Genomic DNA, 15,619 nt, shown 5'->3' with positions numbered 1-15,619 from the left:
AGGGTCACAGCTCATGAAACAGGTACAGCGAACCTCACTGGCCGACCAGGCGGCGCGACTCCTTCTCGAGCGGATCCGCTCGGGCGAGTGGCAGATCGGAGCCAAGCTTCCCGGCGAGACGACGTTGGGTCCTCAGCTCGGCGTCGGCCGTTCGACGGTTCGAGAAGCGATCCGACAGCTGGCCGGGCGGGGCGTGCTCCAGACTCGGCAGGGTGCCGGCGTGTTTGTTACCGCGCTCGACGTCCGTGAGGACTGGGACGTGGTACTGCGGCAGGCAGACATCGCTGCGGTCATCGAGGGCCGCATCGCCATCGAGACCGAGGCTGCAGCCCTTGCTGCGCAGCGGCGTACCGCATCGGACATACGCGCGATGCGACGCGCCCTCGCACAACGCATCACAGGAGGGCAGACCATCGAGGAGTACGTCGATACCGATATGGCAATGCACCGCACCGTCGTGGCCGCGGCCCATAACAACGTCCTACTGGAACTCTTCGACGGATTCGTGCCACGGGTCCGCCAGGCGATGATCGACATGCTCAACCTGCAACCAGCCGGCACGCCCTGCGACTCCGACGCATCAGGCAACGACCAGGAGGCACACGCCGCACTCGTGCAAGCCATCGCCGACCGCGAGCCCACCGCGGCCGCTCAGCTGAGCCGGGCCCACCTCGCCTCACTGAAGGCGGCGCTGGCGTGAGGACCGACGTCGCAGCCAGCAGACGGCCGGTCGTCGAGCTCGCCGAGGTCACGTTCCGGCGCGGCGAGCGCACCATCCTCGACTCGATCAGCTTCGCCGTGCATCCGGGCGAGCACTGGGCCTTAACGGCCCAACGGTGCTGGCAAGAGCACGATCCTCTACCGGCCGGGGTGGAGGCGGGCGGCGTCGAGCTTAGCCAGGAACGCCGGCCGGCGCCGGTGCTGTCCACGCAACTCGTCCAGGTATTTGGCGAACTGGTCGGTCTCGCCGGTGGCCGCGTATGCGTCACGCAGATGGCAAATCAGCGTGATGGCTGTGTCGTAGCGGCGCTTGTCATGTGAGTCCAACAGGTGGGCGTTGACGAGTGCCCGGTAGGGCTCGCGCACGTCGGCCGGATGGCTCTGTTGCCGACGGCGCAGGAGTTCGACGCGTTGCCGGGTGGGCAACTCGTCCAGGCGTGCGAGCCCGGTGTGCCAGGCCTCATCGTCACGGCCGGTACGGTGCAGCGCGTCGATCAGGTGGGGCAGGTAGCCGGGCTGCTGGGCGACGCGGTCGCGTACCACGGTCAGCGCCCACTCGGTGTGGGTTTCATCGCGGTCGGTCTCGGCCACCGTCGCCAGCAGTGGCCGGAGGTTGTCGATGGTCGGCTGCTCGTCGAACGCAGCCCGACGCTCGGCCACCGCGGCGCGCGGTTCGCCGGTCTCGATCAGCAACCCCACCAGCAGGTCACGCAGCCGCGCGGATTGGTGGCCGGTGGGGTGTTCGGCGAGTCCACGTCGCGCCCAGTCGATTGCGTCGGCGGGTCGTCCCGCCTCGGCCAGCACCCGTACGACGCGCTCGTACTGGTCGGCGCTTACCAGGTGCTCCGCCAGCACGGCCACGTACCGGTCCACGTCGCCGGAGACCTCGGCGAGCTGCTCGCGTAGGTGCCGTGCCGTCCACTGCTGGTGCCAGTTGTCGGGATCCGCTACCGAGGCACGCTGCTCGACCAAGCGGGTCACCTCGGCCAGGCCTTTCGCCCCGAGAGCCGGCGCCCACTCGCGCAGGATCACGTCCGGCCAGCCAGGGCCGTCGCAGACGAGCCGGACCAGCCACGCGGCCAGGCCAGTGGGTCGTGGCGGTGCCGCCCGGCACGCCCGGGCGTAGAGCTCCATCAGATAGGCGAGGTCGTTGCCGAGTACCCCGGAGGAGCTGTCCATGTACATCAAGGCGGTCGTCATCCGATCGACTGCCTTGCGCAGCACCTGCACCGCGACCGCCGCGTCACCCGCGTCGATCAGCCGGGCGCAGCGGTCCGCGACCTCACGTGCCGTCTGCGAGTAGGCCTGCCGGCCCGCGTACGGGTCACGACGGCGATCCCGCCGCAACCGATCCACCAGCACAGTCAGCTCATTCTCGTTCCCTGCGCTCACCGGGTACATCACACCAGAACTTCCGCGAGGACCTAGGGCAGGTTGGCGGTGAGTTCTTCGCGCCATTGCGCGAAGCGTCTGCGCATTTCGCTGATATGGGCGGGGTGGGCGCCGTAGGCGGCGAAACGTCGGTCCGGGTACCGCTCCAGCATGCCGAACAGGTCCGCCAGGATGCGCCGGTCGAATCCCGCGTCGGATTGTTCGGCCAGCTCGCACAGCCGTGTCCGGGTGTAGCGACCGGTCATGAGGGCCGCGTCGATGCCCAGGAAGTCTCGGGGCTCGGCGCGTGTACAGGGCGGACATCTTGCCCGCGACGACGTCGTCGGCGTGCAGCACCGGCCCGACGTCCATCATCACCGGCGGCAACGCGCGCCAGTTGGCCGCCAGTTCGACCTTGTACGGATGGGCAGGTTGAGCGGGATCGGTGACCGCGAGCCGGGCGAAGGTGTCGAACTGCTGCGTCACCTCGACGGAATACCCGCCGTCGCGGTAGCCGTCGACTACCGCGTCCACTGCTGCGGCGAACTCGCTACGACGCTCCCACGCCGTGAACAGGTCGATGTCCTCGCTGGGGCGGTCGAGGATGCCGTGGGCCTGCACGGCGTAGCCACCGGCCAACGCGAACCCGTAGCGGGCAGCGACCCGCAGCCCGATCTCCGCCAAGCGGAGGTGAGCCTGATCCACCCTTACCCGGCCAGCGTCTGCGGCGGGGTGCTTAGCTCGGGAAAGCGTGCCTGCCACAACGCCCGCAGCCGTGCCGGGAGCCACAAGCTGGGCCACAAACGGCGCAAAGTCGGGCCATGCAACCACCGACGCAAGTCGTCGACCGAATTGGCCTGGTTCAGCACCGTCTGGTACATCAGCTGCAGATCACCGGCGTCGTCCAAGTCGTAGGTGCTGTCGCCGGACCAGTCCAGCCACCGATCCAGCGTCACCACACCGCGAACCGGACCGCGCAGGTCGGACAGGGTGGCGGCGACCACGAAGTGCCGCTGGTCCACATACCGTGACCCAGGCGGTGCGCCATTGCCGCTGGCCATGTCTCTACCTCCCGCCCAGATCGTACGTCTGAGCGGCGCCACGACATCGACCTGCCGGCCATCTGATCTCCCGGGACCGGCCTGCCCTGCGGCCTGATGATCATCGCTGGCAAGGACGAACACACGCGTGCCGATCCGCACTAGACGCGGGTCAGGCTGCCGCCGCTCGCGGGGTTCGAAGTTCTCGCGCCGGACGTCGGCAGCCTCCGGTCGACCATGCCGGGCCGCAGTCCGCTCGTGCCCGAGCCGACGGGGCGGACGGACCGGGTGGCGCTAAGCACTGCCCACCTTGCGGCAGGATACGCTCGCGGCTGCCCGGGCCAGATGTGGTGGAGGTGACCTTGGCGCGGCGGCTGCTGACCGAGGACGAGGAGTCCGTGCGCGTGGCGGTGGGTACACGGTTGTTCGTCCAGGCACGGACCCACCTCAATCGCGGCGAGCTGGTCGACGGGCGCCGTTGCATTATCGGATCGGCGGACGTGTTGAACCCGTGCCGGGTCCGCGATCAGATCGCGTGGGTGAGTTCGGTGAACGCAGCAGCGACCCGCAGAGCGGGCGGGGTGTCGACGGCGAGGTTGTGGGTGTGGTCCTAAACGCCCTGCAGGAGGCACACCAGGAAGAGCGCGCCGCCGCGGAGCGAACTCGCCCGCCGGAGGACCTCCGTGATCCCGGTGAGCCGTCGGTCCGCGAGCAACTGGCCCGGGTGCACGCGATCGTCGCTGATCTGGAGCGGCGGCTGCCGGAGGCCGGAGTTGGCGAGCCGCGCCGTCCAACTCGCGAGCGACGGCGAGTCGGCAGCCAACCGGCCGGGCGCCGATAACCGGGAAGGGCCAGAGCCTCCCGGCGAGCGGCGGTCAGGGAGCGTCGACGACCTCGCGTCCGAGAGGCCAGAACGCAGCGGGCACGAGTTTGAAGTTGGCGATGCCAAACGGGATCCCGATGATCGTGAAGCAGAGCATGACGCCGGCGACGATGTGGGACAGGGCCAGCCACCAGCCGGCCAGGACCACCCAAAGGATGTTGGCCAGTCCGGAGGCGACGCCTGCGCCCGGCTTTGGTACGAGGGTGCGGCCGAAGGGCCACAGAGAGTAGACGGCCAGGCGCAGAGAGGCGACGCCGAAGGGGATGGTGACGACCAGCAGGAAGCAGATGAGGGCGGCGATGCCGTAGCCGGCCGCGAGGACGATGCCGCCGCCGAAGATGAGCCAGAGAACGTTCAGCACGAAGCGAATCACGCCTACAGCATGAACAACGCTCGCCACCGGTCGCCTGGACCCCCGGTTGCTGCTGATTGTCGGGGCCAGGAAGGGATTCGGCTAGCCGCGTGCAGGGCGAGGACGCCCGGGCATGGCGGCATCGCTGGCCAGGAGCAGGATGCCTTCCAAGCCGAGACCGCCCGGCCGTAGGTCTGGCGGATGGGGCGGCTCCGGTGGAGTGCGGGTACCGCTACGGTGGATGTCCCGGAGGGCCCGAGGTGAGGGAGGCGTTGAACAGTCCGTGGGCGGCTATGGCGTGCAGGTCACGCTGGTGCTCGTGCTGGTGTTGGTGAACGCAGTGTTCGCGGGCAGCGAGATGGCGTTGGTGTCGCTGCGTGAGAGCCAGTTGCAGCGCTTGGAGCGCGCCTCCCGCGGCGGGCGGGTTCTGGCGAAGCTGGCACGGGATCCGAACCGGTTCCTGGCGACGATTCAAATCGGTATCACCCTCGCCGGCTTCCTGGCGTCCGCGGCCGCGGCGGTGTCGCTGGCCGCACCCCTGGTGAAGCCCCTGGGCTTTCTTGGCTCCGCAGCGGAGCCGGTGTCGATTGTCGTGGTGACGATCGTGCTGACGTTCGTCACGCTCGTCCTCGGCGAGCTGGCGCCCAAGCGCATCGCGATGCAGCGTGCCGAGGGGTGGTCGCTGCTGGTCGCCCGACCGCTGGACTCGCTGTCGGCGTTCTCCCGGCCGGCGGTCTGGTTGCTCGGCAAGGCCACGGACATGGTCGTCCGGCTCGCCGGGGGTGACCCGCGTGCCCGGCGGGAAGAGGTCACCACCGAGGAACTGCGGGACATGGTCGCCGCGCAGCGGAACCTGACGCCGGAGCATCGGATGATCATTTCCGGGGCGTTCGAGGTGGCGGAGCGGATCCTGCGGGAGATCCTCGTGCCGCGCCGGGACGTGGTCACCTTGTCGGAGTCGTTGTCCGCGCCGGAGGCGTTGCGGGAGTTGGGTAAGTCGGGGCAGACCCGCGCGCCGGTCGTCGGCCGCGGTGGCCTGGACGACACGGTTGGTGTGGTGCACCTGCGGGACCTGCTCGACCAGGAAGGTCCGGTCGCCGACCATGTCAGCCCGGCGCTGTATCTGCCGGAGACGCTGAAGGTCACCGAGGCGATCCGGGAGATGCGTCAGCAGCGGCAGCAGTTCGCCCTGGTCGTCGATGAGCGCGGGTCGATCGACGGGATCGTCACGATGGAGGACCTGGTCGAGGAGATCGTCGGGGAGATTTACGACGAGACCGACCGGGATGTCCAAGCCGTCGTCAAGGCGGCGGACGGGTCGCTGCTGCTGCCCGGCGGGTTCCCGCTGCACGACCTGACGGACATCGGCGTCGACCTCGACGAGGAAACCCTGGAGGCGGGCGACTACACCACGGTCGCCGGTCTGATCCTGGCTCACCTCGGGCACATCCCGAAGACGGCGGGAGAGATCGTACGGCTGCCCGGGCTCACCGCAGAGGTGGTGGAGGTGACGGGTCGGGCCATCACCCGGGTGCGCCTTCGGCCCGTTCCCACCGATGAGGTCGGCGAGGACGAGGCCTGATCGTCGCTAGGACACCCATGGTCGACCGGGCCCGGCGTTGGCGGTGCGACCGAAGGGGGCACGAGGTGGCGGGACACGGGTCGGTCCTCTGGCGCGCGGGGGCAGTAGCCGCTGCCGCAGTTCTGGTTGTTGCGTCCGGTTCGGGTCAGGCGGCGGCGAGTCCGTCGCCCACGCCCACGGCGTCGCGGGGGACTCCGGTTTGCCAGGTGCGGGACAGCCGGCTGACTGAGATCTCCGGGATGGTCGTCACCGAGACGGGGTTCGTCGTGGTCAACGACAGCGCCGATGAGGAGCCGCGCCGCCGGATCTTCTTCCTCGACGCCGGCTGCAAGGTGGTCCGCACCGTGCGTTACCCCTCCCGCCCAAGGGACACCGAGGACCTGGCTATGGGCGCCGACGGGACGCTGTGGGTCGCCGACATCGGCGACAACGACCGCTCCCGGGAGACCGTCGCGCTGTGGAAGTTGCCGCCGGGCGGTGACCGGCCGGTGCTGCACCGGATGACGTACCCGGACGGCCCGCACGACGCGGAAGCGCTCCTCATGGCCGGCGACGGCCGGCCGATCATCGTGACGAAGCAGGGCGGCACAGCCGGCCTGTACGCCGCGACCGGCGACCTGAAGCCGGGCGCGACGGTGCCCCTGGAGCAGGTCGGGCAGGTGAGTCTGCCGCGCACCACCACCAGCAACCCGTTTTCCTTCCTCGGCCGTGCCGTGGTGACTGGTGCCGCTACGGCGCCGGACAGGCGCCGGGTGGTGCTGCGTACCTACGCCGACGCGTTCGAGTTCGACGTCGTCGATGGTGATGTCGTTGCCGCACTGACCGGCGGCACCCCTCGGGTCGTCCCGCTGCCCGACGAGCCCCAGGGCGAGTCGATCACCTACAGCCGAGACGGACGGTTCCTGCTCACCGTCTCCGAAACCGCCGACCAACCGCCGGGCACGAAGCCCACAGTCCTGCGCTATCCCGTGCCGGCGGTCGCCCAGGCAGCCTCGTCGAGCGCAGCCAGGCACACCCCCACCCCCAGCGCCGCCGCAAGGGGTGCGTCAGCAACCGAGGGCCGAGTGAGGGCGCTGATCGGCGCGGTGGGCGCGGTCGGTCTGGTCCTGGTCGTCGCGGGGTTGCTCGGCATGGCTCGGTCACGCCGTACCGGCAAGCGGTAGGGGCTCGAGGGCGCCGCCGCGAAACGAACTGCCGCGGGAGGAGGACTTGAGCTCCCCCGCTCCGGGTTCACGAACGCGACACTACCTTACGGTAACTGAGCGAACGCACTCAGCTACTTTCAGGTTGTTTTGTTAGGTTTCTCGGCCAGCGGCATCCATTATGGACGCCAGTGATCTTGTTGCGTTACGAGGGTTCGAGGGAGACGTAGTGGTGTTCAAGAAGATGCTGGGCGCGTTCGGGGTGGGCGGACCCAGCGTCGACGCGGTCCTGTCCAATCCCAACACCCGCCCGGGACTGACGCTGGGCGGGCAGGTGAACCTCGTCGGCGGCAGCCATGACGTGCAGATCGACCAGGTCACCGTCGGGTTGGTCACCAGGGTGGAGATGCAGGGCGCGGGGGAGGAGTACGACGCGTTCGTCGAGTTCCATCGGGTCGGTGTTGCCGGCGGGCTGCTGCTGCGGGAGGGGCAGCACCTGTCGCTGCCGTTCCAGCTGGCGATGCCCTGGGAGACGCCGGTGACCAGCCTGTACGGGCAGCAGCTGCACGGCATGACCATGGGCCTGCGCACCGAGGTGGCCATCCGCGGCGCGGTGGACAAGGGCGACCTCGATCCGGTGTACGTGCACCCGCTGCCGGTCCAGGAGCGCATCCTCGAGGCATTCGGTCGGCTCGGGTTCCAGTTCAAGGGCGCCGACCTGGAACGCGGCCACATCTATGGCCTGCACCAGAGCCTGCCCTTCTACCAGGAGATCGAGTACTTCCCGGCCCCGCAGTACGCGCAGGGCGTCAACGAGGTCGAGTTGACCTTCGTCACCAACGAACACGGCGTCGACGTTGTGCTGGAGTTCGACAAGCGCGGTGGCCTGTTCAGCGGCGGACACGACTCCTACGGCCGCTACCAGGTCGCCCACGCCGACGCCGACCGCGTCGACTGGACCGCGCAGGTCGACGGGTGGGTCCGCCAGGCCCTCGACCAGTACCAGAGCCTGCGCGCCAGCCACGGCTACGGCCAGCCCGCGCACGGGTACGGCATGCCGGGTGGCTACCCGCCTCCTCCACCGCCCGGCTACCGCCAGCCCGGCTACGGGCACGCCGCCTACGGGGCGCCCGGCTACGGCCACCCCGGCGGCCACTACAAGGAAGAGCACCACCATGAGCGGCACGGCTCCGGCATGGGCGGCATGGTCGCGGGCATGGTCGGCGGCGCGGCGCTCGGCTTCGCCGGCGGCATGATCGCCGAGGAGGTCTTCGACTCGTTCGGCGACGACGAGGGTGGCGAGGACGAAGGCTGACCCCAGTGAGTCCCTTGTGGACTTGCCCGCACGGGTGATGATCTAATTCAACCCGGTTCGCCGGATGTAGCCGGAAATGCCAGGCTACGTGGAGAAGGAGTGTTCATGCCCGTTACCGCCGATCTCACCACGCTGGTCGACAAGGCCTACCAGGACAAGAGCCTGACCGAGTTGGTCGACGCCCCGGTGTCCGCCCTTGCCGGCGTCAGCGACGGTGGTGCCAAGCTGCTCAAGGAGGCGCTGGGCATCGTCACGATCGGCGACCTTGGCCGCAACCCGTACTTCCGTACCGCCAGCGCCCTGGTCGCCCTGGCCAAGTAACACACTCTCCCGGCGATGCCCGGGCGGCCAGGTCCCGTGGCCGCCCGGGCATCCGCCCATTCCGACAGCGGTTTAGCCACCTTGCGGGACTGGGCAACGCTGGACGCAGACACCCGCCTGGGAAGGGACGCTCTCGTGGAAGTTACCGGCATCTTCACCGCGATCATCATCGGTCTCATCATCGGCGCGCTGGGCCGGCTGGTCGTACCCGGTAAACAGAGCATCCCGATCTGGCTGACCCTGCTCATCGGCGTGGTCGCCGCGCTGCTCGGCACCCTCGTCGCCGGGGCCTTCGGCGTCGCCGACACCCGCGGCATCGACTGGATCGAACTGGCTCTCCAGGTCGCCTTCGCCGCGATCGGCGTGTCGGTCGCGTCCGGCGCCTACGGCCGCCGCCGCTGACACGAGCCCTGACGCCGGCCCGTCCATCCCTGGGCGGGCCGGCGTCCTGCGCCCGCCGATATGCGGCCATCCGCTGACCGGACCGGGCGGGTTCGCTGGCACACTGGTCACCCCATCTGACCCGCTCATGAAAGGACTACGCCGATGGCGGCGGAGGGCAGCACCAAGGCCGTGGTGACGGCGCTGGCGGCGAACCTGGGTATCGCGATCAGCAAGTTCGTCGCCGCGGCGATCACCGGTTCGGCGTCGATGCTCGCCGAGGGCGTGCACTCGGTGGCCGACTCGACCAACCAGGCGCTGCTGCTCGTCGGCGGCAAACGCGCCCGCCGCACCCCCACAGCCCTGCACCCGTTCGGCTACGCCCGCGAACGCTACATCTACGCGTTCCTCGTGGCGATCATCCTGTTCACCCTTGGTGGCCTCTACGCCCTCTACGAGAGCTGGCACAAGATCAGCCACCCGCAGGAGCTGTCCTCCCCGCTGATCGCGGTGGCCGTGCTGCTGATCGCCATGGCCCTCGAGGGTTACGCCCTGCGCACCGCTGTCGCCGAGGCCAACCGCACCCGCAACGGGCAGGGCTGGATCGCCTTCGTCCGCCGCGCCCGCGCCCCCGAACTGCCGGTCATCCTCCTCGAAGACGCAGGGGCGCTGCTTGGTCTGGTCCTGGCGCTGCTCGGCGTCGGGCTCAGCATCATCACCGGCAACGGCATCTTCGACGGCATCGCCACCGGCTGCATCGGCCTGCTGCTGGTCAGCATCGCCGTCATCCTTGCCACCGAGATCAAGAGCCTGCTGATCGGCGAGTCGGCCCTTCCCGAGGAGGTCGCCGCCATCCACACCGCGCTGCTGTCCACGCCGGGCGTGGACCGGGTGATCCACCTGCGCACCATGCACCTCGGACCCGAGGACCTGCTCGTCGCCGTCAAGATCGCCGTTGACGCGACCGACAACGGGGCAAGCATCGCGGCCACCATCGACGACGCCGAAGCACGCCTGCGCCAGGCGCTGCCGGCCGCCCGCGTCGTCTACCTCGAACCCGACATCGATCGTGTCACGGTGACCGCCTGACCGGTGTCCAGCGGGCACGAAAGGAACCTCCAGACCCCGGCCGCGACGGAGACATGCCGTCTGGCCGGGGTCTGTCCGCTGCTGGGAACGACGAAACGGGTGCCGTCAGCGACTGGACGAAACCAGACCGGCGGGTGTGGCGATGTCGTCTCCCACCCGGCGGGCCCACCGGCCGGCGGCGATCCCGTAGCCGATGGCAAGAGCCGCGAACCCGAGCGCTGCGCCGGCCAGCAACCCCGCCGACCGCCCATCATCCGGCAGGAACCGTGACACCCCCACCATGCCGGCAGCGTAGGCAAGGTTGAACAGGGTGTCGTTAACCGCGAACACCCGCCCCCGGAACGCGTCGGCGCACTCGTGCTGCACCATCGTGTCCACCACGATCTTGACACCGTGACCGGCCAGGTTGACCAGCAGCACGAGGATCACCAGCAGCGGCGAGGCGAACGGTAGCCCGAACACCGGCACCGCCACCGCCAGCGCCCCGAGCAGACCGGTCACCCACCGCCAGCCGCCGATCCGTCGCGACACCGCCGGCGTCACCACCGCGGCGAGCAGCACCCCGATCGCCCCTGCCGCGAACACCAGACCCAGCTGCGCCGACACGTCGGCCACGTCGGTGCCGAAGGCGCTTCGGTAGAGCAACAGCAGCGCCAAGGCGAGAGCGCCGAAGAGCACCCGGAACCCCGCCTGCGTTGCCATCGCGTACGCGGCGCCGCGCGCCGACCGCAGGTGTCGAACTCCGTCGAACATGCCCCGCAGCACCGCCCCGGCCTCACCCACCAGCCCGGGGCGGTGCGGCACCACCTCGTCCGGACCCAACTGCGGTCGGGAGAAGAAGAATCGGGCCAGCACGGCGCACGCCCCGTAACCGACGACGGCGAGCAGCGCGACCGCCGCGTATCCGGCGTCCCCGGCGGGGAACACAGCGCGTAGCAGAAGCAGGGCGCAGCCCAGGCCCGCCGAGTAGGCCACGGAGCCGGCGGTGCCGCCCACGGCGTTCGCCGTGACGAGGTAATCGTCGGCCACCACGTGCGGCGTCGCCGCGGACATCCCCGACAGCAGCAGGCGCCCCAGCCCGATCACCGCGAGCGTCCCGATGAGGAACACCATGCCTTCGTCGCCGACGACGATGGCCGCGGCGATCGGCAGCACCAGTGCCGCGCGGAGCAGATTGGTCCAGACGATCACCGACCGGCGACTCCACCGATCCAGGAGCACTCCCGCGAACGGCCCCACCAGCGAGTACGGCAGGACCAACGCTGCCGCGGCCAGGGCGATCCCCGTCGGCGTGGTGTGCCGGTCCGGGTTGAACAACACGCTGCCGGCGAGCGCGGCCTGAAATATGCCGTCGGTGAACTGCCCACCCAGCCGCACGCCGAGCAGCCGCCGGAACGCCGGCACGCCGAAGACGGCACGAAGGTCATGAAAGCGGCGAGAAGCCATGATCCCCCAGCTTACGGTGTCCCTCGGCCTTGTCGGCCGCCGGTGCTCACGACGTCCCTGGGCCCGGGGGGTCAGCGGGCACAGCCACCCCTGTGCGCACACGACGGCGCTCTCGTGGCGTGCCACCGGGCCGGGTATCCCCAACCGCTGAACCCTGCCGTCGGTACCCCGACCAAGCGACGGCCAGCAGCACCTCCGACCAGCGCTCGAACTCAACGGAGCCACCCAGGACTCCGGTCCGGTGCGGAGATGGCAGGACTGTGATGAGACACGCCAGCCGCTAACTGGCAGTCAAGCTCCTGATCAAGCCAAACGTCTCCCGCCGGGGCCGGCGCCGGCAGCAGCAGACGGACAAGTCCCGTCAAAGGCACGAAGCCAGTCAGGCCAAGGGTCACGCCTGCCACTGCCGGCTATCAGCTCACCACTGCCGAGCCGACCCTGCCACGCTCACAGTCGGGTCAGGCCGGTTGGAGGAACTCCAGCAGCTGGCTCGTGAGTTCGGCGGGGCGTTCCTCGAAGATCCAGTGGCCACAGTCCTCGATGACGTCGCCGCTGACATTGGCGGCGTATTGGGCGGCCTGTTGGGATACGGCGTCCCCGAGGCTCGCCCGGGCGCCCAGGGCGAGCACTGGCATGGCGAGTTTGGTCTTGGCGTACTCGGCGTTGTCGGCGACGTCCTGTGGAAGGGCGCGGAAATACTCGAAGCTTGCCCGCAGGTGGGCGTCGTCCTGAAGGTACCGGGCGTACTCCGCGACCTCGTCCTTGCCGATGCCGGTCTTCTGCACCTCCATCGAGTCGGTGAACCGATCCACCCAGAGCTCCTCCCGGCCGGCCACGATCTGCTCCGGCAGCCCGTTCGGGAGGCTGAAGAACCCGAAATTCCACAGGCCCGGCCCGCTTGGAGTGAGCGACGGAGCCTGATACAGGCTCTGGTCGGGGATGGGTGCCTCGGTGAGGACGAGCTTGCTCACCTGATCGCCGTAGGCGGCGGCGTACGCGTACGCGACCATGGTGCCGATGTCGTGGCCAACCAGGCAGATGTCCCGTTCGAGCCCGAGTTGGGCGAGGAGGTCGTGTACGTCCCGGGCGAGGGTCTTCTTGTCGTATCCGCTTGCCGGGGCGTCGCTCCCGCCAGCGCCGCGCAGGTCGGGCGCGATGACGGTGTACCGCTTGGCGAGCTCCGGCAGGACCTTGCGCCACATGAACCACGTCTGCGGATAGCCGTGCAGCAGGACCATTGTCTCGCCCTGACCACCGCGTACGTAATTGATCGTGATTTGACCGACCCGGGCCGTCTGTTCCGTGAATCCGGGTGGGATCCGTGCGCCGTCCATGTCTCCCCCTCGCAGTCGTCAGTCCGTTTCGCGTACCCGACACCACGGTCGGCATACCCGAATCGCCTCGGCTAGCGGAGCGGCCGGAAACCGGCACGAAGCTCTTCGGTGAGGAGCTGCGGTTGTTCCCAGGCCGCGAAGTGCCCGCCCCGGTCGAGCCGGTTGTAGTGGATGAGATTGGGGTACGCCCGCTCCGCCCAGCTCCGCGGCGCCTCGTAGAGCTCGTCCGGGAAGACGCTCACGGCGGTCGGCACGGAGACGCCCTTCGCGGACAAGAAGGACAGCTTGTTCTCCGCGTAGAGACGAGCCGCCGAAACCCCCGTGTTCGTCAGCCAGTAGAGGGTGATGTTGTCGAGGATGTCGTCTCGCGTGAGGCCGCCGGGTTGGCCGGCGAAGGCCCGGCAGATCAGCTCCAGGCTGGCTGCGTCATGGTCCAGCATGAAGCTCGCCAGAGCGATGGGGGAGTCCGCGAGTTCGGTCAACGTCTCGGGGCGCGTCCCCATCACGAGGGCGTACGCTCCATGCTTCCAGAAGAAGTCGAGCTGCCCGCAGGCGCGCTTCTCCTCTTCTGAGAGGTTGGAGGGCAGCTTGCTGAGTGCCTTGTTTATCCCGGTGATGTCGGACTGGATCAGTGCATCGATGTCGGGGGGAACCGCACCGGGCATGTTGGTGTGAATGCCGAGCAGTTCCGGGGGCGCCTGCAGACCGATGAGGTCGGTGATGAGCGCGCCCCAGTCGCCGCCCTGGGCGACGAATCGGTTGTAGCCGAGGCGCTTCATCAGTTCGATCCAGGCGCGTGCGATGTGTTCCGGGCCCCAGCCTGGCGTGGTCGGCTTGCCGGAGAACCCGTAGCCCGGCAGGGACGGGATCACCAGATGGAAGGCGTCCGACGCGCTCGCGCCGTGTGCCGTGGGATCGGTGAGCGGGCCGATGATTTTCAGCTGTTCGATGATCGAGCCGGGCCAGCCGTGTGTGACGATGAGCGGCAGGGCGCCTTCGTGTTTCGATCGGACGTGGATGAAGTGGATGTCGAGCCCGTCGATCTCGGTGACGAAGTTCGGTAGTGCATTCAGCCTCGCCTCGACGTTGCGCCAGTCGTACTCCTTCTCCCAATAGCGCGCGAGTGCCTGGCTTGATTCGAGCGGTACGCCGTGCGAGTGATCAGCGACGGTCTGCCTCTCGGGCCAGCGCGTGGCCCTGATGCGCGTGCGCAGCGCTTCAAGGTCCGCCTCGGGGACCTCGACCGTGAACGGCCGGACACCTGCGATGCCCACCCGCTCTTCGGTCTTGACAGCCACATGGGCCTCCGCTCCTCGCCAGGGGCATCCGAGTACCACCACGATCGGGGCCTACACCTGGTTGTCGCATGAGTTCGGCGAGCCGAGCCGAGACGGGTGGGTACCGGATTTGTCCGGGAGCCCGACGGGGGGACCGCTGGGTCGGGTGCCTGTGCCGTCGAGCGCTGCGGCAATGCCGGCCTGGTGCTCGTTTCCTGCCGCAGCGATTCGGGACGTGGGCCCGGGGTCGGGTGTCGACCACGAGACGCTGCGCAACTCGGTGGCTCAGCCGCGGCAGGAACCGGTGCAGCAGGGTGGGTCTCGGCATGGTGGCACGACCCGTTAGGTAATGATTACTAATGGCGGTGACGGCGTGGGGGTGGGTGATTGGCCGGAGGTGGCAGGTTGGCCCGGCTGTCCCGTACCGTGGGTCTGCTGGGGCTACGCTACCCCGGCGGGCCGGAGCTGAACGAAGAGCGGCATGCCACCTGGCTTGAACTCTTCTTCGACCTGGTATTCGTCCTGGCCCTGCTGGGCGTGACCGCGCGGTTGGACATCCGGGCATCGCCGAGTGTGCAAGAACTCGCCGTTGCCATCGTGCTTTACGTGCTCATCCAGTGGTCATGGATCGGCCAGTCTTTCTACGACACCCGCTACGACCCGGACGACACTCTGCACCGACTGCTCGTGCTGGCTGCGACGGTTGGTGCTGGCGCCATTACCCTCGGCGTGCAGCAGGCCCCTCCGGCCTGCTGCTGCCGGTCGGGTACCTGATCGTGCGTGGCTTTCTGCTCCTGATGTACCTGCGAGTCCTCGCAGCCGACCGGTCCGCCTGGGATCTGGTCGCCGTCTATCTCACCGGATTCGGTACCGGGTGGTTGCTCTGGGCTGGGTCACTGGCCATCTCCCCGACCGTACGACCGGCAGTGTGGATCACCGCCCTGGCTATCGAGCTGCTCACCCCGTGGCTCGGCCGCCGCTGGCTGCGCCGCCATCCCGTACACAGCACCCACCTGCCTGAACGGCTGGGGCAGTTCACCATCATTCTGCTCGGCGCCACGCTGACCAACCTGCGTGACGCGGCACCCACCGCCCACCCGCCCGCCCGCGTGGTGGCCGCCGCCTTTGCGGCCTTCCTTCTGCCGGCCAGCATCTGGTGGATTTACACCACCTACGTGAACAGCAGGCTGACCAACTTGATTAGGAATCGTCGGTGGTCCTAAATTGGCCGTGTGGATCATGGCGCTTCGTCTTTGGGCTGGTTCGGGGGGATTCCGGTGACGTGGGCCGGTCGTGATCGCGGGTTCTCCTGGATCGATGTCGCGGCGATGAGCCGGTGACCGGGAAGCTGCCGCTGGCTGAGGGC

At 68.8% G+C, this 15,619-nt stretch carries 13 protein-coding genes and 2 pseudogenes; 8 read left to right on the top strand and 7 right to left on the bottom strand.

Annotated features, from left to right (window positions below):
* The first annotated feature begins 13 nt into the window (after positions 1-13).
* Positions 14-700: a FadR/GntR family transcriptional regulator gene (locus ACGF4F_RS34390; protein WP_393084297.1), complete on the top strand. Its 687-nt coding sequence runs from the start codon at positions 14-16 to the stop codon at positions 698-700.
* Between the two features lie 158 nt (positions 701-858).
* Here ACGF4F_RS34390 and ACGF4F_RS34385 read toward each other — a convergent pair whose 3' ends face one another.
* The 4 genes and pseudogenes from ACGF4F_RS34385 to ACGF4F_RS34370 all read right to left on the bottom strand — a co-directional run bounded on the left by ACGF4F_RS34385 (position 859) and on the right by ACGF4F_RS34370 (position 4,387).
* Positions 859-2,112 (bottom strand): DUF6880 family protein, encoded by a 1,254-nt coding sequence (locus ACGF4F_RS34385; RefSeq protein ID WP_393084294.1) that lies wholly within the window; start codon positions 2,110-2,112, stop codon positions 859-861.
* A gap of 32 nt (positions 2,113-2,144) precedes the next feature.
* Positions 2,145-2,796 (bottom strand): annotated as a pseudogene (locus tag ACGF4F_RS34380) (nucleotidyl transferase AbiEii/AbiGii toxin family protein).
* A gap of 2 nt (positions 2,797-2,798) precedes the next feature.
* The gene (locus ACGF4F_RS34375; protein WP_091302886.1) at positions 2,799-3,152 is read right to left on the bottom strand and encodes a hypothetical protein; all 354 of its coding nucleotides are present in this window, start codon (positions 3,150-3,152) and stop codon (positions 2,799-2,801) included.
* An 854-nt stretch (positions 3,153-4,006) separates the two neighbouring features.
* Entirely contained in the window at positions 4,007-4,387 is a 381-nt protein-coding gene (locus ACGF4F_RS34370) for a YccF domain-containing protein (RefSeq protein WP_357444284.1), read from the bottom strand.
* Between the two features lie 262 nt (positions 4,388-4,649).
* Here ACGF4F_RS34370 and ACGF4F_RS34365 point away from each other — a divergent pair, with 262 nt between their 5' ends.
* The 6 genes from ACGF4F_RS34365 (at position 4,650) to ACGF4F_RS34340 (ending at position 10,196) form a co-directional block, all read left to right on the top strand.
* Entirely contained in the window at positions 4,650-5,948 is a 1,299-nt protein-coding gene (locus ACGF4F_RS34365) for a hemolysin family protein (RefSeq protein ID WP_357444287.1), read from the top strand.
* A 206-nt stretch (positions 5,949-6,154) separates the two neighbouring features.
* Positions 6,155-7,111, top strand: a complete 957-nt coding sequence (locus ACGF4F_RS34360; RefSeq protein ID WP_393084290.1) for a hypothetical protein — start codon at positions 6,155-6,157, stop codon at positions 7,109-7,111.
* A gap of 208 nt (positions 7,112-7,319) precedes the next feature.
* Entirely contained in the window at positions 7,320-8,405 is a 1,086-nt protein-coding gene (locus tag ACGF4F_RS34355; protein WP_393084287.1) for a sporulation protein, read from the top strand.
* Positions 8,406-8,510: 105 nt separating this feature from the next.
* Entirely contained in the window at positions 8,511-8,726 is a 216-nt protein-coding gene (locus ACGF4F_RS34350; protein ID WP_357444296.1) for a hypothetical protein, read from the top strand.
* Between the two features lie 135 nt (positions 8,727-8,861).
* Positions 8,862-9,128 (top strand): GlsB/YeaQ/YmgE family stress response membrane protein, encoded by a 267-nt coding sequence (locus ACGF4F_RS34345; protein WP_357444299.1) that lies wholly within the window; start codon positions 8,862-8,864, stop codon positions 9,126-9,128.
* 144 nt (positions 9,129-9,272) lie between these two features.
* On the top strand, positions 9,273-10,196 hold the full coding sequence (locus ACGF4F_RS34340; protein WP_393084282.1) for a cation diffusion facilitator family transporter: 924 nt from the start codon (positions 9,273-9,275) through the stop codon (positions 10,194-10,196).
* Between the two features lie 105 nt (positions 10,197-10,301).
* On the opposite strand, the gene ACGF4F_RS34335 is transcribed toward ACGF4F_RS34340, so the two are convergent.
* From ACGF4F_RS34335 to ACGF4F_RS34325, 3 genes are all read right to left on the bottom strand, one after another.
* A complete protein-coding gene (locus ACGF4F_RS34335) occupies positions 10,302-11,642 on the bottom strand; it encodes an MFS transporter (protein ID WP_357444306.1) in 1,341 nt (446 codons plus the stop codon).
* A 458-nt stretch (positions 11,643-12,100) separates the two neighbouring features.
* Positions 12,101-12,880 carry an alpha/beta hydrolase gene (locus tag ACGF4F_RS34330; protein ID WP_357444309.1) on the bottom strand — a complete coding sequence of 260 codons (780 nt, stop codon included), beginning with the start codon at positions 12,878-12,880 and terminating at the stop codon, positions 12,101-12,103.
* Positions 12,881-13,047: 167 nt separating this feature from the next.
* Positions 13,048-14,274 (bottom strand): epoxide hydrolase family protein, encoded by a 1,227-nt coding sequence (locus ACGF4F_RS34325; protein WP_357444312.1) that lies wholly within the window; start codon positions 14,272-14,274, stop codon positions 13,048-13,050.
* 405 nt (positions 14,275-14,679) lie between these two features.
* Between ACGF4F_RS34325 and ACGF4F_RS34320 the strand changes: the two are divergent.
* Positions 14,680-15,476: pseudogene (locus ACGF4F_RS34320) on the top strand (low temperature requirement protein A).
* Positions 15,477-15,619 lie beyond the last annotated feature (143 nt).

The sequence above is a fragment of the Micromonospora sp. NPDC047740 genome (assembly GCF_043204735.1).
Classification (GTDB): Bacteria; Actinomycetota; Actinomycetes; order Mycobacteriales; family Micromonosporaceae; genus Micromonospora.
The sequence above is the reverse complement of the archived record's forward strand: the minus strand, read 5'-3'. Positions and strand labels throughout refer to the sequence as shown.

Excerpts from the sequence above, each read along its gene's own strand:
- ACGF4F_RS34390 (WP_393084297.1), top strand. The coding sequence starts at position 14 with ATGAAACAGGTACAGCGAACCTCACTGGCCGACCAGGCGGCGCGACTC.
- ACGF4F_RS34335 (WP_357444306.1), bottom strand. The coding sequence starts at position 11,642 with ATGGCTTCTCGCCGCTTTCATGACCTTCGTGCCGTCTTCGGCGTGCCG.
- ACGF4F_RS34350 (WP_357444296.1), top strand. The coding sequence starts at position 8,511 with ATGCCCGTTACCGCCGATCTCACCACGCTGGTCGACAAGGCCTACCAG.
- ACGF4F_RS34330 (WP_357444309.1), bottom strand. The coding sequence starts at position 12,880 with ATGGTCCTGCTGCACGGCTATCCGCAGACGTGGTTCATGTGGCGCAAG.
- ACGF4F_RS34340 (WP_393084282.1), top strand. The coding sequence starts at position 9,273 with ATGGCGGCGGAGGGCAGCACCAAGGCCGTGGTGACGGCGCTGGCGGCG.
- ACGF4F_RS34375 (WP_091302886.1), bottom strand. The coding sequence starts at position 3,152 with ATGGCCAGCGGCAATGGCGCACCGCCTGGGTCACGGTATGTGGACCAG.